At 74.3% G+C, this 20,351-nt stretch carries 16 protein-coding genes; 9 read left to right on the forward strand and 7 right to left on the reverse strand.

The genetic code is table 11. The features are described from left to right. Positions 1–11: 11 nt before the first annotated feature. The gene (locus PO879_RS02235; RefSeq protein ID WP_278236315.1) at positions 12–1,319 is read right to left on the reverse strand and encodes a M18 family aminopeptidase; all 1,308 of its coding nucleotides are present in this window, start codon (positions 1,317–1,319) and stop codon (positions 12–14) included. A 154-nt stretch (positions 1,320–1,473) separates the two neighbouring features. Here PO879_RS02235 and PO879_RS02240 point away from each other — a divergent pair, with 154 nt between their 5' ends. After that, entirely contained in the window at positions 1,474–3,771 is a 2,298-nt protein-coding gene (locus tag PO879_RS02240) for a sodium-translocating pyrophosphatase (RefSeq protein ID WP_278236316.1), read from the forward strand. Between the two features lie 216 nt (positions 3,772–3,987). Further along, a complete protein-coding gene (locus PO879_RS02245) occupies positions 3,988–6,630 on the forward strand; it encodes a M14 family zinc carboxypeptidase (RefSeq protein WP_278236317.1) in 2,643 nt (880 codons plus the stop codon). A gap of 147 nt (positions 6,631–6,777) precedes the next feature. Here PO879_RS02245 and PO879_RS02250 read toward each other — a convergent pair whose 3' ends face one another. Genes PO879_RS02250 through PO879_RS02265 form a run of 4 tightly spaced genes read right to left on the reverse strand, consistent with a single transcriptional unit; the run spans position 6,778 to position 12,190 of the window. Further along, positions 6,778–7,659: an energy-coupling factor transporter transmembrane component T gene (locus PO879_RS02250; protein ID WP_278236318.1), complete on the reverse strand. Its 882-nt coding sequence runs from the start codon at positions 7,657–7,659 to the stop codon at positions 6,778–6,780. After that, positions 7,656–9,440, reverse strand: coding sequence for an ABC transporter ATP-binding protein (locus PO879_RS02255; RefSeq protein WP_278236319.1), 1,785 nt, complete (start codon positions 9,438–9,440; stop codon positions 7,656–7,658). Before PO879_RS02255 ends, PO879_RS02250 begins: the two co-directional genes overlap by 4 nt. Then, a complete protein-coding gene (locus tag PO879_RS02260) occupies positions 9,440–10,408 on the reverse strand; it encodes a cell division protein FtsQ (RefSeq protein WP_278236320.1) in 969 nt (322 codons plus the stop codon). The genes PO879_RS02255 and PO879_RS02260 overlap by 1 nt, the downstream gene beginning before the upstream one ends. Positions 10,409–10,447: 39 nt before the next feature. Further along, positions 10,448–12,190: an HAD-IA family hydrolase gene (locus PO879_RS02265; protein WP_278236321.1), complete on the reverse strand. Its 1,743-nt coding sequence runs from the start codon at positions 12,188–12,190 to the stop codon at positions 10,448–10,450. Between the two features lie 155 nt (positions 12,191–12,345). Between PO879_RS02265 and PO879_RS02270 the strand changes: the two genes are divergently transcribed. Then, positions 12,346–13,320: a LacI family DNA-binding transcriptional regulator gene (locus PO879_RS02270; RefSeq protein ID WP_278236322.1), complete on the forward strand. Its 975-nt coding sequence runs from the start codon at positions 12,346–12,348 to the stop codon at positions 13,318–13,320. 111 nt (positions 13,321–13,431) lie between these two features. Here the strand turns inward: PO879_RS02270 and PO879_RS02275 are convergent, their stop codons facing one another. Further along, on the reverse strand, positions 13,432–13,953 hold the full coding sequence (locus tag PO879_RS02275) for a DinB family protein (protein WP_278236323.1): 522 nt from the start codon (positions 13,951–13,953) through the stop codon (positions 13,432–13,434). 125 nt (positions 13,954–14,078) lie between these two features. Between PO879_RS02275 and PO879_RS02280 the strand changes: the two genes are divergently transcribed. From PO879_RS02280 to PO879_RS02290, 3 genes are all read left to right on the forward strand, one after another. Further along, the gene (locus PO879_RS02280; RefSeq protein WP_278236324.1) at positions 14,079–14,888 is read left to right on the forward strand and encodes a hypothetical protein; all 810 of its coding nucleotides are present in this window, start codon (positions 14,079–14,081) and stop codon (positions 14,886–14,888) included. A gap of 145 nt (positions 14,889–15,033) precedes the next feature. After that, the gene (locus tag PO879_RS02285; RefSeq protein ID WP_278236325.1) at positions 15,034–15,582 is read left to right on the forward strand and encodes a hypothetical protein; all 549 of its coding nucleotides are present in this window, start codon (positions 15,034–15,036) and stop codon (positions 15,580–15,582) included. After that, positions 15,579–17,147, forward strand: coding sequence for a methyltransferase (locus PO879_RS02290; RefSeq protein WP_278236326.1), 1,569 nt, complete (start codon positions 15,579–15,581; stop codon positions 17,145–17,147). Before PO879_RS02285 ends, PO879_RS02290 begins: the two co-directional genes overlap by 4 nt. Before the next feature lie 23 nt (positions 17,148–17,170). On the opposite strand, the gene PO879_RS02295 is transcribed toward PO879_RS02290, so the two are convergent. Further along, positions 17,171–17,932: an alpha/beta hydrolase gene (locus PO879_RS02295; RefSeq protein WP_278236327.1), complete on the reverse strand. Its 762-nt coding sequence runs from the start codon at positions 17,930–17,932 to the stop codon at positions 17,171–17,173. Positions 17,933–18,072: 140 nt separating this feature from the next. On the opposite strand from PO879_RS02295, the gene PO879_RS02300 reads away from it, so the two are divergent. From PO879_RS02300 to PO879_RS02310, 3 genes are all read left to right on the forward strand, one after another. Beyond that, entirely contained in the window at positions 18,073–19,023 is a 951-nt protein-coding gene (locus PO879_RS02300) for a LysR family transcriptional regulator (protein WP_278236328.1), read from the forward strand. 90 nt (positions 19,024–19,113) lie between these two features. After that, entirely contained in the window at positions 19,114–19,941 is an 828-nt protein-coding gene (locus PO879_RS02305; RefSeq protein ID WP_278236329.1) for a CAP domain-containing protein, read from the forward strand. A gap of 14 nt (positions 19,942–19,955) precedes the next feature. After that, positions 19,956–20,291, forward strand: coding sequence for a YnfA family protein (locus tag PO879_RS02310; RefSeq protein WP_278236330.1), 336 nt, complete (start codon positions 19,956–19,958; stop codon positions 20,289–20,291). Positions 20,292–20,351 lie beyond the last annotated feature (60 nt).

The following is a 20,351-nucleotide window of genomic DNA, read 5'->3' on the forward strand; positions in this document are numbered from 1 at the left end:
GGGACGCCGGCTCAGCGCACCAGCACCGCGCCCATCGCCCGCGCCAGGTACCAGGGGTCGACGACGGCGGTGAGCTCGCGGGCGGAGTGCATCGACAGGATCGGCACACCGACGTCCACGACCCGGATCCCCAGCCGTGTCGCCGTGATCGGGCCGATGGTCGACCCGCACGGGATGGTGTTGTTGGAGACGAACTCCTGGCTGGGCACCCCGGCCGCCGCGCAGGCGGACTGCCACAGCGCGGCCCCGTGGGCGTCGGTCGTGTACCGCTGGTTGGCGTTGATCTTGAGGATCGGCCCGCCGCCCGCGACCGGGTGGTTCGACGGGTCGTGGCGCTCGGGGTAGTTCGGGTGCACGGCGTGGCCGACGTCGGAGGACACGCACCACGAGGCGGCCAGCGCCCGCCGGCGGTCCTCGCCACCCGCGCCCAGAGCACGGGAGACGCGGCCCAGCACGTCGGCGAGGAACGGGCCGGCCGCGCCGGAGCGGGACTCCGACCCGATCTCCTCGTGGTCGAAGGCCGCGACCACGGCGACGCCCGTGAGGTCCTGCGGGTCCGCCCCGAGCAGCGCGGTGAGCGCGGCGTGCGTCGAGAGCAGGTTGTCCAGACGGCCCGAGGCCCACAGGTCGCCGCGGGCGCCGAACGCACGCGGCTCCTGGGAGTCGGCGGCCACGACGTCGTAGCCGAGGACGTCGGCCGGGTCGACCGCCCTGCCGTCGACCCGGGCGGCGAGCTCGGCGAGCACGTCGTGCTCGCTGACCTCGCCGAGCCCGAGCACGGGCTGGGTGTGGCGCTGCTTGTCGAGCGCGAGGCCGTCGTTGACGCTGCGGTCCAGGTGGATCGCGAGCTGCGGGATGCGGGCGAACGGACCGGTGCGCACCAGGTGCTCGGCGCCGTCGCGGGTCACGAGGCGGCCGGCCAGCTCGAGCTCACGGTCCAGCCAGGAGTTGAGCAGCGGCCCGCCGTACACCTCCACGCCGGCCTGCACCCACCCGCTGCGGCCCGTCGTCGGGCGCGGCTTGAGCTTGAAGCCCGGGGAGTCGGTGTGGGTGCCCAGGATGCTGAACGGCGTGGTCGGGCCGGCCGACGGCGGGACCGTGAACGCGATCGCCGACCCGTCGCGCACGACGACGTAGCGCCCGCCGGGGGCCACCTCCCAGGCGTCCGTCTCGGTCAGCCGGGCGAACCCGGCGTCCTCGGCGCGGCGGGCCAGCTCGGCGGCGGCGTGGTACGAGGACGGGGACGCGGTCACGAACCGGCCGAGGTCTTCGGCATGCTCGCGGGCGGCGTCGGGCACGGAGGTGTCGTTCGGAGCCATGGCCACATCCTGCCACCGGCCGGTTCGTGACAGCCGTCACACATGAGTAGACTCGCGCGCATCCCGTCGTCAACGGCGACGGCGGGTCTCTCACGGTTTGCCCGCCCGGTCACCGGCGACCCGGCGGAGCGTGGCAGTACGTCGAGGAGGACGGATGCTCACACTCGGGTCCGACAGTCTGACGATCGTCGCCGTCATCGCGGTGATCGCCCTGGCCGCTCTGGTCTGCGCGGGGACCCTGCGTCGCCAGGTCCTCGCCGCCGACGAGGGGTCCAGCGCGATGCAGGACATCGCCCAGGGGGTCCAGGAGGGGGCCTCGGCCTACCTCAACCGGCAGTTCCGCACCCTGGCGATCTTCGCCGTCGTCGTGTTCGGGCTGCTGTTCCTCCTGCCGGGCGACGGCGGGGTCCGGATCGGCCGGTCGGTCGCCTTCCTCGTCGGGGCCGGGTTCTCCGCCGCGATCGGCTACCTCGGGATGTGGCTGGCGGTCCGGGCCAACGTCCGCGTCGCCGCGGCCGCGACCGTGGCCGGCGGCCGGGCGCTCGGCGCCCGGATCGCGTTCCGCACCGGCGGCGTGGTCGGCATGTCCGTCGTCGGTCTCGGTCTGCTCGGCGCGGCCGGCGTGGTGCTGGTCTACCGCGGGGACGCGCCCGCCGTGCTCGAGGGCTTCGGGTTCGGCGCCGCGCTGCTCGCGATGTTCATGCGGGTCGGGGGCGGCATCTTCACCAAGGCGGCCGACGTCGGCGCGGACCTGGTCGGCAAGGTCGAGCAGCACATCCCCGAGGACGACCCGCGCAACGCCGCCACCATCGCCGACAACGTCGGGGACAACGTGGGCGACTGCGCCGGGATGGCCGCCGACCTGTTCGAGTCCTACGCCGTGACCCTCGTGGCCGCGCTCATCCTCGGCAAGGCCGTCATGGGCGAGCAGGGTCTCGTGTTCCCGCTGATCGTCACCGCCGTCGGGGCCTTCGTCGCCCTGCTGGGCGTCCTCATCACCCGCGTGCGGGGCAGCGAGTCGGGGCTGACCGCGATCAACCGCGGCTTCTACGTCTCGGCCGTCGTCGGCGCCGCGCTGGCCGCCGTGGCGGCGTTCGTCTACCTGCCGAGCAGCTTCGAGAGCATGGGCGGCACCGCCGACCTCGCGGGCGTCACCTCCGACCCGCGCGTGGTGGCCTCCCTGGCGGTGCTGATCGGCATCGTCCTGGCCGGTGTCATCCTGTGGACCACCGGGTACTTCACCGGCACCGAGTCCAAGCCCACCAAGCACGTCGCGGCCACCTCGCGCACCGGCGCCGCGACGGTGATCCTGTCAGGGATCGGCGTCGGCTTCGAGTCGGCCGTGTACACCGCGGGCATCATCGCCGCCGCCATCTGCGGCGTGTTCCTGCTGGCCGGGGGGTCGATCTGGCTGTCGCTCTTCCTCGTGGCGCTCGCGGGCTGCGGCCTGCTGACCACGGTCGGCGTCATCGTCGCGATGGACACCTTCGGGCCGGTGAGCGACAACGCCCAGGGGATCGCCGAGATGTCCGGCGACGTCGACGAGGAGGGCGCGCAGACGCTCACCGACCTCGACGCCGTGGGCAACACCACCAAGGCCATCACCAAGGGCATCGCCATCGCGACGGCGGTCCTGGCCGCCACGGCCCTGTTCGGCTCCTACGCCGACGCGGTCGAGACGGCGCTGGGCGACGTCGCCGTGGCGACGGACGGGCTGGTCGCCTCGATGCTCAGCTACGAGATCATCTCCCCGGTGACGCTCGTGGGGGTGATCCTCGGGGCCGCGACGGTGTTCCTGTTCTCCGGTCTGGCCATCGACGCCGTGACGCGGGCCGCCGGGGCGATCGTGTACGAGGTGCGGCGCCAGTTCCGCGAGCACCCGGGGATCATGACCTACGAGGAGCGCCCCGAGTACGGCCGGGTCGTGGACATCTGCACCAAGGACTCCCTGCGCGAGCTCGCGACGCCGGGTCTGCTCGCCGCGTTCGCGCCCATCGCCGTCGGGTTCGGCCTCGGGGTGGGGCCGCTGGCCGGCTTCCTCGCCGGGACGATCGGCGCCGGCGTGCTCATGGCGATCTTCCTGGCCAACTCGGGCGGCGCGTGGGACAACGCGAAAAAGATCGTCGAGGACGGCGCCTACGGCGGCAAGGGGTCGGAGGCGCACGAGGCGACGATCATCGGCGACACGGTCGGCGACCCGTTCAAGGACACCGCCGGCCCGGCGATCAACCCGCTGATCAAGGTCATGAACCTCGTGTCGCTGCTCATCGCGCCGGCGGTGGTCATGCTGTCCGTCGGCGGGGACGCCAACCACGTGGTCCGCATCGCCATCGCGTGCGTGGCCGCCGCGATCGCGCTCGGTGCCGTGGTGCTGTCCCGCCTCCGGGCGGCGCGCGTCGACGGCGAGACCGCGGCGGTCGAGGACCAGCCGGCACCGGTCTCGTCGCGCTGACCGGCGATCGGTCGGCGGGCTCGCGACCGGCGTCGCCGCACCGCGGGGTGCGTCCACGGGGACGCGCCCCGCGGTTCGTTCAGCCGCTGTCGATTTCCCACGATGGTGTGCTGCGGATCACATGCCCGAAACAATCGAGATGCATGATCTTCGCGGGACTCCGGACAGTGCTGACCGGTTCTCCCGCTCCGAACGCACCTCGACCGAAGGGGACCCATGTCTCTGCAGCGCACCATCGCCGGGCTCAGCGGCGCCGCCGTCGCCCTGTCCGTGCTCGCCGTCCCGGCGGCCGTCGCGGACGAGCCCGACGCCTCGCCGGCGGACGGCGGCCGCGGCCCGGAGGGGACCCCGGCCACCACGGGGAAGTCCTTCGCCGAGCTCGTCCAGGCCGCCAAGACCGGCCCGGCGGCCAAGGCGACCGACAGCTCCCTGGAGATGCCGACGTCGTACCCGTACCAGCCCGAGCTGACGGTCTACGACCCGGTCGAGGGTGACGTCACCGAGCGTAACGAGACGATCGCCTACTCGGACATCGCGCCCCGCCTGGCCGAGCTGATGGCCGCCAGCGACCGGGTGTCCACGCAGGTGGTCGGGCAGTCGACCGGCGGCCGCGACCTCTACCTCGTCACCGTCACGGCGCCCGAGACGCGTGGCGAGACCAACCAGCAGACCCGGTGGCGCGAGGAGATCCGGCAGGACCCCGAGCGCGCCGCCACCGACGCGCAGCTCGCGGCGGGGTACAAGACGCCGCTGTGGATCAGCGCGAACATCCACGGCAACGAGTGGGAGGGCACGGACGCGGCGATGCAGGTCATCGCCGACCTCGCGACCGCCGAGGACGAGGGCACGGCCGAGCTGCTCGAGAGCCACCGGCTCTACTTCTCGGTGTCGCTCAACCCCGACGGCCGCACGATCGGTACCCGGGCCACCGAGCTCGGGTTCGACGCCAACCGCGACATGGTCACCGGCGCCACGCCCGAGGCGCGCTCGTTCGTGGCGACAGCCCAGACGCTCCAGCCGCTCTACGCCGCCGACTTCCACGGCTACACCGGCGTGCTCCAGGTCGAGCCCTGCGGGCCGCCGCACGGCGACAACTACGAGTACGACCTGTTCATCCCGCACGGCTACGCGCTGGCCCAGCAGGTCGAGGCCGACGTCGTCGACGCCGACATCGAGGGCAACACCTACTTCGACACCGAGACGGGTCGGTCGACCGACGAGAAGACCGGGAACATCAAGATCCCGTACCGCGACACCCCGAGCGGGTGGGACGACTACCCGCCGATCTTCACCGCCCAGTACGCGGCCTACCACGGCGCCGTGACCAGCACCGTCGAGCTGCCGCACGGCCGCTCCTGGTCGCTCGGGACGACCACCCCCGAGGACGCCGCGATCAACACCGAGGTCGCCCGGGTCACGATGGTCTCGATGCTCGACTACGTCGCCGCGCACAGCGACGAGATGCTCGCCAACCAGATCGAGACCTTCCGTCGCGGCGTCGAGGGCGCGCCCAAGGAGTCGCTGACCACCGAGACGATCGCCGACGTCGCAGGACCCGACGCCTGGAAGGAGCTGTGGGACGTCACCGACGACCAGGAGCCGGTGGACCTGCCGCGCGCCTACGTCATCCCGGTCGGCGACGGCCAGCGCTCGTCGTCCGACGCCGAGGCCCTGGTCGACGCCCTGCTCTACCACGGGGTCGAGGTCGGGACGCTGCAGCGGTCCACCGAGGTCGGCGGCGAGACGTTCCCCGCCGGTTCCCTCGTGGTCGACATGCACCAGCCGCGCCGCGGTCTGGCGAACACGCTCCTCGCCACCGGGTCGGACATCTCCGAGAAGCTGCCCACGATGTACGACATCTCGGCGTGGAGCCTCGCCGACCTGTGGGGCGCCACCGTCGTCGCGGTCGGCGACACGACCGACGCCGCGCTCGGCGGCACGACGCCGCTGCACCGCGTCCCGCAGGACGGCGTGCTGCCGAAGAAGGCCGACCACGTCGTCTTCGACCTCGCCGGCATCGAGGACTTCCGGGCCCTCAACGCGATCCTCTCCGAGGACGCCCCGGCGTGGCTGCTCGACGACGGTCGTGCCGTCGTCGGGCCCGAGGGCCTGCCGGCCGCCGCCGACGCCGTGGTCACGTTCGACATCCCGTTCGAGGCCGCCACGGCCGCGGAGGTCGCCTCCCTGGACGAGGCTGCCGTGCTCGAGGACCTCACGGTCGCGTACACCGGCGGGTCCGACGACGTCGTGGCGCTGACGGACCTCGGGTTCGACGACCTCGTCCCGGTCTCCTCCTCGGGCGTCTCGGCCGGTGCGGCCGACGGCACCACGGGTCTCGAGGACGCTGACGTGCTGTGGGTCGGGTCCTCCTTCAACCCTGACGCGGCGGGCGACGCCGCCGTGCAGGAGTGGCTCGACGCCGGCGGGGCGATCGTCGGCGAGTCGACGTCCGGGTTCGCGGCGGCCGAGGCGTACGGCCTCGTCGAGGGCGACGCGGTGCGCGGGAACTCGCGCGGCAACGGGATCGTGGCGGTGGACACGCCGACCGGGTCGATCTTCGCCCCGCACCCGCAGGACACCTCGTTCATCTACCCGGCGGTCTGGTTCACGGGCCTCGGGGAGAGCACGTCGGTCGAGCTGGCCTACGACGCCGGGTCGCCGTTCCTGGCCGGGCACTGGAACGGCCTGTACGGGCCGGGCCAGGACGTGGCCGCGGGCCAGGCGGCCGTCGTGTCCGGCGAGACGGCCACCGGTGCTCGTGCCGTGGTCTTCGGTACGACGCCGTTCTTCCGGACCCACCCCAAGGGCGGGATGAGCCAGGTCGCCACGGCGATCTTCTGGGCCGCCTCGGGCGACTGACCCCGAGCCGGCGCGGCCGCTGAGCTCCGCCGGCACCCTGCTGTGGGCATGAAATATGCAGGTCTTCCCCGGGGAAGACCTGCATATTTCATGCCCACAGCAGGGGGGCTCCGCGCCTCGGGTCCGGGTCGGGCGGGCCCGACGGGGTCAGGGGGTCGGCAGGACCGTGTAGACCGCGACGACGACGGCGACGCTGACGACGAGCAGCAGCGTGTCGCCCACGCGCCACTGCAGGTACGCCAGCCGCAGCCGGCGTCCGGCCGGTGACGGCCCGGCGCTGGTGAACCCGCGGGTCTCCATCGCCTCGACCGTGGTCCGCGTGCGCTGCGCGGTGTTGAGGAACAGCGGGTAGAAGGCCTGCACGGCGATGCGGCCGATCCGCGCGATCGTCCGCCACCCGAGGAACCCGTGCCCCTGGTGCGGGGCCCCGCGCAGCCGGTGGCCGTCGACGATGTCGTGGAACTCGTCGATGAGCAGCGGCACCATGCGGTAGCCGTAGCTGATGGCGAAGCCGAGCACGGCGGGCGCCCGCATCGCCTGCAGCCCGTCGGACAGCTTCTCGGGGTCGAGCGACACGAACGCCGCCATGCTGGCCAGCGACACCGCCCCGAGCTTCAGGGAGATCTGCAGCAGGCCGTCGAGCGCCGTGGTGTCGCCGCCGAGGACGAGCACGAGCACCAGGACGTAGGCGGCCTGCCCCACGAGCCCGAGCGTGAACAGGCCCAGCAGCAGCGGGCCGATCCGTGCCGCCAGGGCGCAGCCGAGCGCGAGGACGAAGAGGACGACCAGGATCGGCGTGGAGTAGGTGAACCAGGGGGCCAGCGCGCACAGCGCGTACCAGCCCAGGACGGCCCGCGGGTCGCGACGGGCGAGGAACCCGCCGCGCGTGGCGTAGGCGACGCGCATCAGCTCGAGCTTGACCCACTCGACCGACACCCGGTCGAGCCCGGACCGGTGCCGGGTCCCGGTCGTGCCCGGCGCGACCTCGGGGGAGGTGCCGTGCGGTGCGGCGACGTCGGCGATGGTCATACGAGCTCCTCGGTGGGCAGCGGGGCGAGTCTCCGGGTCGTCTCGGCGACGGACAGCGGCAGCGGGTCCATCCCGAGGGCGTGGCCGACCTGGGTCACCTGCGGTGGCACGAGCCGGGCCCGGCGCAGCACGTCGGGAGAGGCGAACAACGTCGCGGGGTCGGTGTCGGCGACCACGCGGCCCTGGTCGAGCACCACGACGCGGTCCGCCCACTCGGCGACGAGGTGCATGTCGTGCGTCGCCACGACCGTGCAGCGGATGTGCTCGGCGAGGGCGGAGAGCATGTCGATCACGTCGTCGCGGGAGCGCAGGTCCAGGCTCGACGTCGGCTCGTCCAGCAGGAGCAGCCGCGGCCGCATCGCCAGCCCGACGGCGAGGGTCGCCCGGCGCTGCTGCCCTCCGGACAGCAGGCGGCCGTCCCGGTCGGCGAGGTCCGTCAGCCGCGTCCGGTCGAGGACCTGCTCGACCAGCTCCCGGGCGTCCGGGGCACGCCGCCCGGTGGGGTGCATCGCGACGTCGGCCCGGACGGAGTCGGTCAGGAACATCTCCTCGGGACGCTGCAGCAGGTAGCAGACCTGGGAGGACAGCTGCGCGGCGGAGACGCTGCGGGTGTCCCGGCCGGCCACCTCGACGGCGCCCGCCTCGGGGACGGCGAGCCCCGACAGCAGGGACAGCAGCGTGGACTTGCCGGCTCCGTTCGAGCCGACCAGGGCGATGCGCTCCTCGGCCCGCAGCGTGAGGTCGAAGCCGTCCAGCACGGTGTGCTTGCCGCCCGAGATCGTGCGGTAGCCGTACCGCACGCCGTCCAGACGGGCGACGACGTCGGACCCGGCGGGAGGACCGGAGGTCGACCCGGGTGCGGGGGAGCCGTCGGCCCCGGGATGGTCCGGAGCACGCAGCAGCGCTGCACCCGGTTGCTCGGACCGCCCCGCGTCCCGCAGCATCGCGGCGCACTCCTCGATCGTCAGCGGCGGTCGCCGCCGGCCGGCAGCCACGTCGGGCACGAGCTCCTGCGCCAGCGCGACGACCTGCGGCGCCGGGATGTGCGCCTCGGCGAGGTCGGCCGTGCGGGCCAGGGCCTCGTCGACCGGGAGGTGCCAGCGCACCCGCCCGGCGTCCATGAGCACGACGCTGCGCGCGTAGCGGGCGATGAGCTCGGCGTGGTGCTCGATGACGACCACCGTGACGCCCTGCTCGTTGAGGCGGGTGAGGTGCTCGTACACCGCGGCGGCCCGCCGCGGGTCGACCTCCGCCGCGGGTTCGTCCACGACGAGGATCGACGGGGCCAGGGCGAGCGCTCCGGCCAGCGCCGTCAGGTGCTGCTGCCCGCCCGAGAGCTGCCAGGTGTGGGTACCGGCGACGTCGTCGATCTCCAGGGCGCGCAGCGCCGCGTCCGTCCGCGCCTCCCAGTCCGCCAGCCCGAAGTTCAGCGGGCCGAAGGCGACGTCGTCGCGCACGGTGGGCCGCACGAGCTGGTTGCCGAAGTCCTGGAAGACGTAGCCGACGTCGTGGGCGATCTCGCCGACGGTGCGTCGCGCCGTGCTGCGGCCCGCCACCTTGACCCGGCCGGAGATGTCGCCGTTCCAGAAGTGCGGGACGAGTCCGTTGAACGTCTTGCACAGCGTCGTCTTGCCGGACCCGTTGCCGCCGACGACCGCGACGAAGTCACCGGCCTCGATCGTCAGGTCCACCCCGTGCAGGGAGTCCTGCGCGGCTCCGGGGTACCGGAACGTCAGGTCGCGGACCTCCACGGCCGGTGCTGCGTCGCGGTCGTCGGCCATCAGAAGGACGCCTCGTCGTCGTCGGAGCTGCGGACGTCGGCGGTGTCGGCCGAGCGGCGGCGCCGCAGCGCGGCGACCAGGACGAAGAGGACGAGGCCGACGACGAGCGCGACGCCGGCGGCGATCCAGAGCCACACGTCGCCGTACTGGTCGACGTAGTCCGGTTCGAAGGCTCCGATGGTGGAGATGCCGCCCTCCCGGCCGACGAACTCCTCCCACTGGGCCAGCAGGGCGAGGGCCCCGGCGGCGACCAGCGCCAGCACGGCGACGGGCCAGAACCGCGTGCCGCGCGGGCCGGACAGGTGCGGCGGGTGCTCGGGGTCGCGGGGGCGCAGCCCCATGATCGGCTCGAGCTTCCCGTACAGGCGCGGGGTGAGCCACAGGGCGGGCAGCGCGCCGAAGAGGATGCCGGAGAACACCACGGTGACGACGATGTCCAGCCCCTCGGCGAGGAGGAACGCGCCGACGAGGCCGTCGGCCTCCTCGAGGGTCTCGGGGTCGATGCCGACGAGGACCTTGGCGATGTCGACGACACCGCCCGAGATCTTGTCGACCAGCACCATGACGACCGGTGCCAGGGCGACCTGGACGCGGTTGAGCGGGTTGCGCACCAGGCAGCCGGCGACGTAGATCGCCAGGGCGGTCTGCAGGAAGCCTTCCAGCTCGCCGAACCCGGAGAAGTCCCCGAGCAGCATGTCGGAGAACACGAGCTCGCCGAGCGGGGCGCCGACGGCGACCCAGAACGGCGACAGCAGCGCCGCGAGCACGACGGCGATGAACGAGAAGTAGGAGACGCCGAGCTCGAGCGGTCCGACCTGGAGCTCCGGCACGACGCTGGCGACGATGTCGCCCACGCCGTACAGGGTCATGGACAGCGCGAGGATCATGAGCTTCTGGGAACCGGACAGCGTGCGGGGATCGGCGAGCCGGGCGCGGGACGTGCCCGCCGCGGTGACGTCGCTGGACATGAGGACCTTCCTGAGGGGTTCGTCTCGGTACTGCTCGGGCTACCGGCGGATGCCGGCGTCGGTGTCCCGGTCGCCTCGGACGGCGCGGCCCAGCAGGGCGTCGACGTCCTCCATCGAGGCGACCAGGTGGTCGGGGGCGCGCGGGTCGCCGGGCGGCAGGGCGTCCAGCGCGGCGTCGTCGGTGGTGCCGCCGCGCACGATCACCGTGGTGCCGACGCCGGCGGCCCGGGCGGCGACGACGTCGCGGTGCGGCTTGTCCCCGACGAAGACGGCGCGGGCCGGGTCGGCGTCCAGCGCCGTCAGGGCCGTCCGCACGGTGGTCGGGTCGGGTTTGCGCACGCCCAGCTCGTCGGAGTAGACGTGCGCGCCGACGAGGTCGTCCAGCCCCGCCTCGACCAGCTCCTCGCGCACGGCGCGGCCGCAGACGGTGTTGGAGACGACGGCGACGGGTACCCCGGCGGCACGGGCGGTGCCGAGCAGCTCGCGCACGCCCGGCCGCAGGGTGGGCACCGACTTGGTGCGGGCGTAGCCGACCATGAGGGCGTGCGCCTCGGCGCGCAGCCAGTGCCGCACCCCGGGGCCGTGCCGGTCGAGGCCCGGGCCGACGAGGTCGACCCAGAACGTCGGGGCGTCGATCTCGGCCGTGACGAGCCCGGCCGGGTCGTCCGCCGTGGGGCGGCCCGCCTCGTGGTCGGCCTTCCACGCCTTGTGCGCGGCGCGGGCCTGCGCGAGGGCGCCTGCCGCCTCGTCCGTCGTCGTCGGGTACCCGGCGCGGCACAGGCGCTCCGCGAGGTCGGCGGCGAACCCGCGACGGGTCCTCTCGTCACGGTGCGACGTGGAGATGACGCCGCCGTGGTCGAGGAGGAGGGCGCTGACCCCGGTTCCGCGCCCCGGCGTCTCGGCCGGGGTGCCGAGGCCTGCGCGGTCCGTGCCGTGCGCCGTTCGCGAGGCGTCGGAGGGGCCGGTGGGCTCGGCGGCGCGCAGCAGGTCGGCCAGCCCGACCGGGTCGGGCAGCTCGACGTCGGGCCGGTCGGCGACGGCGAACGGCGGGTGGGCGGTGTGGTGGTCGCGGGTGAGCAGTACGGCCCCGACGCCGGCGCGCCGTCCGGCGACGACGTCGCGGTCGTAGGTGTCCCCGACGTACCAGCACGCCTCCGCCGAGGTGCCGAGAGCCGCTGCGGCGAGCTCGATCATGCCCGGGTGGGGTTTCCGGATGCCGACCTCGTCGGAGTAGACCTGCACGGCGAACGCCTCGGCGAGCCCCTGCTCGGCGAGGATCGCCCGGTGCGCCCGGCCGGAGTGCGCGTTGGAGACGATGCCCACCGGGACCCGCAGCTCCTGGGCCGCGGTGAGCAGCTCGCGCACGCCGGGCCGGACGGTGTGGTCGGTCAGCGTCCGGGTCAGGCGTTCCTGGAGAAGTCCGGCCGACCCGGCCAGCACGTCGCGCTCCGCGGCGGTCAGCGGGGAGCCGTAGAACTCGCGCCAGATCGTGCGGTGGTCGAGCTCGGGGGGAGCCAGGCGGCGCGAGGAGGCGTTCTTCCAGTCCTTCAGCGCCGTCCGGCCACCGCGCAGCAGCTCGACCAGCTCGGCGTGGCTGCGGTGGTGACCTGCCCGGGCGAGGACCTCCTTCAGGTGGCGGGCCATCTCCTCGGTGCCGCCGGGCCGCTTGCGGGTCGTCAGCACCACCCCGCCGAAGTCGAGCAGCAGCGCGGCGGGTCGCGTGCGCAGGGCGGCGGCGCGGGTGTCGAGGGACGTGGTCTCGGGGCTGGGGGCGATGGTCACGAGCAAGGACGCTAGGGACGGGCGGCGACGGGCCCGCGTCGTCCCGGTGGCGGGACGGTGAACGACGCCCGAACATCTGGAACGTTCCAGTCCTCCTCGAGCGCGGGCCGCGCGTCACCGTCGCGCGGCGGCACGCCGGGGTGCAGGATGTCGGGGTGCCCACCGCCTCGCCCCGACCCCGACCGACGCTGCGCGACGTCGCCGCGACCGCCGGGGTGTCGAAGTCGCTGGTGTCACTGGCGCTGCGCGGCGACCCGGGCGTCTCCGAGAGCACCCGCGACCGCATCCTCGCCGTCGCCGAGCAGGTCGGCTACCGCCCCTCGCTCAGCGCCCGCACCCTCAAGCAGGGCCGGTCGATGCTGCTCGGCGTGGTCATCTCCAGCCTCGAGAACCCGTACCAGACCGAGATCGTCGCCTCCGTCGAGGACGCCGCCGAGCAGGTGGGGCTGTCCGTCGTCCTCGCCCACGGCTCGCGCGACCGCGGACGGCTCGCCGACCGGGTGCAGCAGCTCGGCGACCTCGGTGTCGACGGCCTCGTGGTGGTGTCGTCCTGGGTCCCCGACGAGGTGCTGACCGCGGCCGCGCGCCGGCTGCCGGTGGTCATGGTCGGGCGCACGGCGGACCCCGTGGCCGGCGTCGACTCCGTGACCAACGACGACGAGCAGGGTGCCGCTTTGGTGGTCGACCACCTCGTCGGCCGGGGGTACGAGCGGATCGCCCACGTGACGTCGTCGACCCGCCCCGCGGGCCTCGCCCGCCGTCGCGGGTACGAGGACGCGATGCGCCGCGCGGGGCTGGGCGACCACGTGCGTGTCGCGGCGCCGGACGCCGTCGACGGCCTGCTCGACGACGGCTACCGGGCGGTCTTCGCCCGCAACGACGTCGAGGCGTGCGACGTGCTCGACCGGGCGCTGGACCGGGGGTTGCGCGTCCCGGACGACGTCGCCGTCGTCGGGTACGACGACACCCTGCTCGCGCGCCGGGTACGGCCCGCCCTCACCACGGTCCAGCAGCAGCGCGAGGTGATGGGTGAACGGGCCGTCGCGCTGCTCACCGGACGGCTCGGCGGGCGCACCGACGACGTGCACGAGGTGCTCGAGCCCCGGCTGGTGGTCCGCGCCTCGGGCTAACCGCCGCACGCGTTGTGGGCATGAAATCTGCAGGTCCTCCCCGCGGAGGACCTGCAGATTTCATGCCCACAACGGCTGGTCGGGTCGGGTCGGGCAGCGTCGCCGGATGCCTCAGAGCCCCACGCGACCGTCGATGCACTCGCGCAGCAGGTCCGCGTGGCCCATGTGACGGGCGTACTCCTCGACCATGTGGATGACGACGTCGCGCACCTCGACGGTCGCGTCGTCGAACGGGACCTCCCGGTCGAGGCTCTCGTCGACCATGAGCTCGTCGGCGGCGTCGACCGCCCGGTGCCAGGCCTCCCAGGCCTCGGCCACGGCCTCGGGGGTGCCGACGGCCTCGTCGAACTCGACGTCCTCGACCCCGGGGCGCTCGAAGGGCCCGTCGGCGGTGGACCCGCCCAGGACGCGGGAGAACCAGTGGTGCTCGCCGTTGGCGAGGTGGCGCACGAGGCCGAGCAGGGACAGGGACGACGGGTACACGCTGCGGCGCGCCAGCTGGTCGGCGTCCAGACCCTCGCACTTCATCACGAGGGTCATCCGGTAGCGGCAGAGGTACTCCCAGAGGGTCTCCTTCTCGCCGACCGGGTCGATCCCGGTGGTGCGCGGATCCTTCTCGGGTGCTACCCACATGCCCGTCGTCGTCGATGTCACTCGCACAATCTGGCGGTCAACCGGGTCCCAGGTCAAGGTCACCAAGGCAACGATCCGGACAACTCGGCCCGGGTGCTCAGCCGCACCCGGTACTGTTCGCGGACATGAGGCCGAGCGACGTGCACGACGACGTCCCCGCCCCGGACGGTGTCGACGCAGGTCAGCCTGGTGCGGTGGGGCCGCCCGCCGACCTGCCGTGGGCACCCACGGCGGTGGCCACCGACGTGCCGCCGCTCGACGACGTGCTGACCGGTGCGGCCGCGCCCTCGGCGGCCGCGAGTCCTGGCGACGGCGCGAGCCGCCGTCGTCGCAGCCGGTCGGCCGGCGTGACGGGCCGCGCCGCCGGTGCCGGTCGTGACGCCGCCGGCCGTGTGGCGCACGGCGCCGCGGGGCTGCGGCGACGCGGCGTCGCGTTCGCACGGACCCGTCCCTCCGGCCGGTTCGCCCGCCGCAGCTCCCTGCTCGTCGCGACGGCCCTCGCGCTCGTCGCGGGCGTGGGTGCCGGTGCCGGGCTCGACGTCGTCGGCGGGGCGGGCGACAGCGCGCCCGCACCCACCGCCGCCCTGCTGACCACGGAGCCGGAGACCTGCGCGACCGCGCAGGTGGCGTGGTCGCGGGCGGCGGCCGCCCAGGTGCAGATGGACCTGGAGTCGCCGAGGTCGCTGCGCACGGGGTTCGTCACCGCGCGCGACGCGCTGACCGGGCTGACGCCGCCGGCCGAGGTGGCGGCGGACTGGTCCACCGTGGCCACCTACGTGACCGTCGTGGCCGACGCCGCCGAGGAGGCGAAGAACTCCGAGGTCGAGGCCGCGGTGGCCGAGGCGATGTCGGGTCTGGACACCGCAGCCATGACGACGGCCTCCGAGCGGGTCACGACGCACCTCGCCGCCGACTGCGCCACGCCGGCGCAGTGAGCGACGAGGGCAAAGCACGGCTCTGCGGCTCCCCCGGACTGCTCCAGCCCGGCTTGCGACGTTCGTCCGGAAGGTTCCGCCGCCGGCGCCTGCGGGCGGCGTGCCGGATTTCCCCACCGCGCGCGGCGTGGGCCACCATGGAACGGTGCTGACCTCTCGTCGACGCTCGCGCCGAGCCGCCGTCGCCCTCGCGGCGACGCTGGCGACCGTGCTGACCGTCGGCGCCTGCAGCAGCGGGGACCCGAGCTCCGACGGCGCCGGGGCGGCGGCGTCCGCCGAACCGATGCCGGCCATCTCGATCGGGTCCGACCTGACGATGAGCGGCGGCGGTGACGGGGGCGGCTCCGCCCCCTCGCCCTCCGTGAGCGAGGAGTGCCTCGAGCTGCAGCAGGTCTGGGCCGACACCAACCGCGCCCTGGCCGGCATCGACGAGGAGCATCCGCGAGCACTCGTGTCCGGTTTCCGCGAGGCGCACCGTGCGATCACCTCGATCGACGCCCCCGACGTCGAGGGCTGGTCCGGCATGACCGGGTACCTCGACAGCGCCGTGAGCGCCCTGGCCGACGTCGACACCGACGACGCCGACGAGGTCGCCTCGGTCATGACCCTGACCTTCTCCGAGGCCGACACCGCCCGTGCCGCGACCGCGCACGGCCAGGTCACCGAGTACCTCGGCGGCGGGTGCCGCGAGTGACCCTCCCGGCGCCGTCCGGCGACGTGACCGCGCTGCGGTCAGCGCTGGCCGGGGCGGAGTACACCGTCGACGGTGTCGAGGACCTGCTGGGTCCGCTGGCCTCCGCCGCACTGCACCGCGAGCAGACCGTCCCCGCCGAGCGGGTGCTGGCCCGTCGGGCCGACGACCCCCGGGCGACCCTGGCACGACTGTTCCTGCTCGGGCAGGAGACCACCCGCAGCGCGCTGGACGCCGCGCTGCCCGACGTCGGCGCCGACGGTGCGCAGCGGCTCGGGCTGGTCGAGACCGCCGGGGCGGGTTCCGCGGACGCCGTCCGGGCGACCTGCGACCTGCGTCCGTACGCCGCGACCGACGCGGGCGGCCCCGTGCAGTGGTGGCTGGCCAGCGACCTGGGCGAGCTCGCGACGGGCCGTCGCCTCGCCGCCGACCACGTCCTCGGCGCGGGCGGTGCCTCGACGACGCTCGCGCAGGTCACGGTGCGCACCCCGGTCTCGCGGGTGCTCGACCTGGGCACCGGCTGCGGCATCCAGGCGCTCCACGCCGCCCGGCACGCGGAGACGGTCGTCGCCACCGACGTCTCGACGCGCGCGCTGGACTACGCGCGCTTCAACGCCGCGCTGAACGCGGCCGACGCCGACCTGGACCTGCGTGCCGGCTCGATGCTGGACCCCGTGCGCGACGACCGGTTCGACCTCGTCGTGTCGAACCCGCCCTTCGTCATCACCCCGCGGTCGGGCGCCGCCGGTGCCGCCGTGGACGCGGCGATCGGCGCGTTCGAGTACCGCGACGGCGGGCGGTCCGCCGACGACCTCGTGCGCGACCTCGTCACCGGCGTCGGCGCCGTGCTGGCCCCGGGCGGGGTGGCCCAGATGCTCGTCAACTGGGAGCACCGGCGCGGCGAGCCGTGGACCGAGAGGGTCGGCGCCTGGCTGGACGCCTCGGGTCTGGACGGCTGGGTGATCGAGCGCGAGCTGCTCGACCCGGCCGAGTACGCCGAGACCTGGATCCGCGACGGCGGCACGACGCCCGACCGCGAACCCGAGGCATGGGCCGCCGCCTACGGCGCCTGGCTGGACGACTTCGACGCGCGGGACGTCGAGGCCGTCGGCTTCGGCCTCGTCACGCTGCGCCGGCCCGTCGCCGGCGAGCCGACCCTGCGTCGGCTCGAGGAGCACCATGGCACGCTGCGTCAGCCCCTGGGCGGGCACGTCGCGGCGTCGTTGGCCGCGCACGACTGGCTCGAGCAGCGCACGGACGCCGAGCTGGCCGCCGAGCGTCTCGTCGTCGCCGGCGACGTCACCGAGGAGCGCTACCTCACCCCGGGGGCGAGCGACCCGAACGTCGTCGTCGTGCGTCAGGGCGACGGGCTCGGCCGCGGGATCCAGGCCTCCACGGGGCTCGCGGCGTTCGTCGGGGTCTGCGACGGCGAGCTGACCGTCGGCCAGATCGTCGGCGCGCTCGGCGCCCTGCTCGAGGTGTCCGCGGACGACCTCGCCGCGGAGCTGCTGCCCGCGGTGCGCGGCCTCGTGCGCGACGGGTTCCTCGCGCCGGCCGACGCGTCCTGACGAGCCGCGGGTGACGTGCCCGGTCAGTCCTGCTGCAGGTACTGGTTGGCCCAGGCGCTGATGATCCGCGCCGCGCGCTGCGCCTGACCCGGCCGGGTGAGCAGGTGGTCGGAGCCCTCCAGGGAGACGAAGCTGCGCGGGTGGCGGGCCGCGGCGAAGATCCGGCTGGCGTTCTCGATCCCGACGGTCTGGTCCGTGGGGGAGTGCATGATCATCAGCGGGGTGTCCAGCTCGGCGATCCGGTGCTCCAGGTCCGCCTCGCGCACGTCCTCGACCATGCCGCGCTTGAGGTTGAGCCGCTTGCCCCCCACCTGCCACACGGCGTTGCCCTCCTCGAGCACCTGGTCGACGAGGTCGTCGTAGTGGTTCTCGGCGTGGCTCGGGTCGAACGGCGCGCAGACCGTGGCCACCGCGCGCACCGCGGGCAGCTCCGGGGCCGCGGCGATGGCGGCCGCGCCGCCCCAGGAGTGGCCGACCAGCAGGTCGGCCGGCGTCCCGCGGGAGGCCATGTACTCGGCCGCCCTGACGACGTCGGCCACCTTGATGGTGAACGAGCCGTCACCCCAGTCGCCCTCGGAGTCGCCGAGGCCGAGGTTGTCGAAGCGGAGCATGCCGATGCCCTCGGCCGCGAGCTGCTTGGAGATGCGGGCCGCCGCGGGGGAGTCCTTGCCGAGCGTGAAGCCGTGGACGAACACGCCCCAGCCGCGGACCTCCCCCTCGGGCTCGTCGATGATGCCGGCCAGTGCCGGTCCGGTGCTGCTCGCGAACGTCACGCGTTCTGCCATGATGACTCCTTCTGCCGTCGTGCGGCACCATTGCTCCCAGGTGCAGTATGTCGTCCGTGTGTCCGTCCGTCTGGCGGACGGCGCGTGCCCGTCAGGCGCCCACCATCCCCCCGACGCGATGATCCCGATACCATCCCGGTATGGAGATCGACCTCCGCCACCTGCGGCTGGTGACCGTCGTCGCGGAGCACGGCAGCGTGACCCGGGCGGCCGCTGCCCTGGGCATGGCGCAACCCGCGCTGACGGCGCAGCTCAACCGCATCGACGACGCCCTCGGCGGCTCGGTGTTCGTCCGCGACCGCCGGGGCGCCCGCCCGACCACGCTCGGCGACCTCGTGCTGCGGCACGCCCGCGTCCTGCTGCCCGCGATGGACGCCTTCGGCGAGGACGTGCGTCGCCACGTCAGCGGCCGGACCGACGTCGTGACCTCGCTCCGGGTCGGCACCGTCGCGACGGTGCTGGGCGGCATCTTCCTCAACCGGCTGCGGGCCGACCTGACCGGGATCGCGCTGACGTCCTTCACGGCCTGGTCGGCGCAGGAGGCCAACCGGCGGCTGGCCGCCGGCGACCTCGACCTCGCGCTCGTCGGCGCCTGCGAGAACGAGGTGCTCCCCACCGAGGGCGACGTCGTGTGGACACGCCTGTTCACCGACCCCGTGTTCGTGCTGCTCTCCGACGAGCACCGGCTCGCCGGGAACACCGTCGTCCCGCTCGGCGAGCTGGCGAGCGAGTACTGGCTCTCCGCGCCGGGCGAGGGCTGCTTCGAGCGCTGCTTCGTCGCGGCCTGCGTGCGGTCCGGCTTCACCCCGCGGGAGGTCAGCGAGACCGAGCGGGCCTCGGCCATCGAGCAGGTCCGGGGCAACCACGCCGTCGGGCTCGTGCAGCCGCTGCTGCTCGACCAGCCCGGGGTGACGCCGGTGGCCCTGGAGGGCGAGCCGCTGGCCTGGACGCAGTACGTCGGCTGGCGCCGGGACGCCGCGTCCCGGTTCGACGTCGACGTCGTGCAGGCCGCCGCCCACGAGGCGCACCGGCAGGCCGTGGAACGCACGCCGGCCTACGCGCGCTACCTCGCCGAGCGCGTCGCGGACTGACGACTCCGGCCCGCGACGGCGCGTCCCCGTCCGACGGCCGGGCCCCGCCCGGCCCTGGGCAGCGGCCGCACGTCTCGATAGCGTGCTGCGGTGACCAGTCCCCGGCGAGCCTCGACCTGGTGGCGCCAGCTCGCGGCGCTCGCGGCGGCCTTCGCCGTCGGCCTCGGGCTCCTGGCGCTGCTGGTGCTCCTCGTGCCCGACGGGCTGCGGGTGGCACCGCACCACGCCGCCTCCGGTGCCGCGACCGGCGCGCCGGCCGCCGCGCCTGCCGACGTGCCGGCCCTCGGCACGGCGCTGTCCGCGACCTCGCCGGTGGCGTCGACGCCGTCGGCCGCCACGGAGAGCCCGGAGCAGGGCATCGTCGTCGACGGCGAACGGTCGCGGACCGACGCCGACCGCGCGATCGAGGTGCAACCGGCCGCGCCGTCGTCGTCGGCGCAGGACGAGGCGCCGCGGGACACCGGGCCGACCCCGGCCGACCGGCCCGACGACGGTTCCGGCGACGGGCCCGACGACGGAGCCGCCGGTGGCTCCGGTACCAGGTCCGCGGTCGCCGACCGGGTGCTGGAGCTCGTCAACGTCGAGCGGGCGGGGGCCGGCTGCAGCGCCCTCGTCGCCGACCCCGCGCTGGACGGCCTCGCTGCCGCGCACTCGGAGGACATGCGGTCGCGCGACTACTTCGACCACACCGATCCCGACGGCCGCACGCCGTGGGACCGCGCGGACGCCGCGGGGGTGAGCGGTCTGGCGGCCGAGAACATCGCGCGCGGACAGCCGGACGCCGCGGCCGTCGTCGAGGCGTGGATGGACAGCCCCGGGCACCGCGCCAACATCCTCGAGTGCTCGCACACCCGGCACGGGCTCGGCACGGTCGCCGGTGCGGGCGGCCCCTGGTGGACCCAGCTCTTCGGCCGGTAGCGGGAGACTGGACCATGACCATCCTGAGATCTGTCGTCCTGTTCGCGGCCGCGGCGCTGTTCGAGATCGGCGGTGCCTGGTTGGTGTGGCAGGGCGTCCGCGAGCACCGTGGCTGGCTGTGGATCGGCCTCGGCGTCATCGCGCTGGGGCTGTACGGGTTCTTCGCCACCCTGCAGCCGGACGCGCACTTCGGGCGGATCCTCGCGGCCTACGGCGGCGTCTTCGTCGCGGGCTCCCTGGTGTGGGGGATGGTGGTCGACGGCTTCCGGCCGGACCGGTGGGACGTGATCGGCGCGGTCGTGTGCCTCGTCGGCGTCGCCGTCATCATGTACGCGCCGCGGCCGACCTGAGCCCGCGGTCGCGTCCGCCGGGTTTCCCGTCCGGAGATCCCACCGGCCGTCCACCGGACC

Source organism: Isoptericola sp. AK164, from assembly GCF_029643425.1.
Classification (GTDB): Bacteria; Actinomycetota; Actinomycetes; order Actinomycetales; family Cellulomonadaceae; genus Isoptericola; species Isoptericola haloaureus.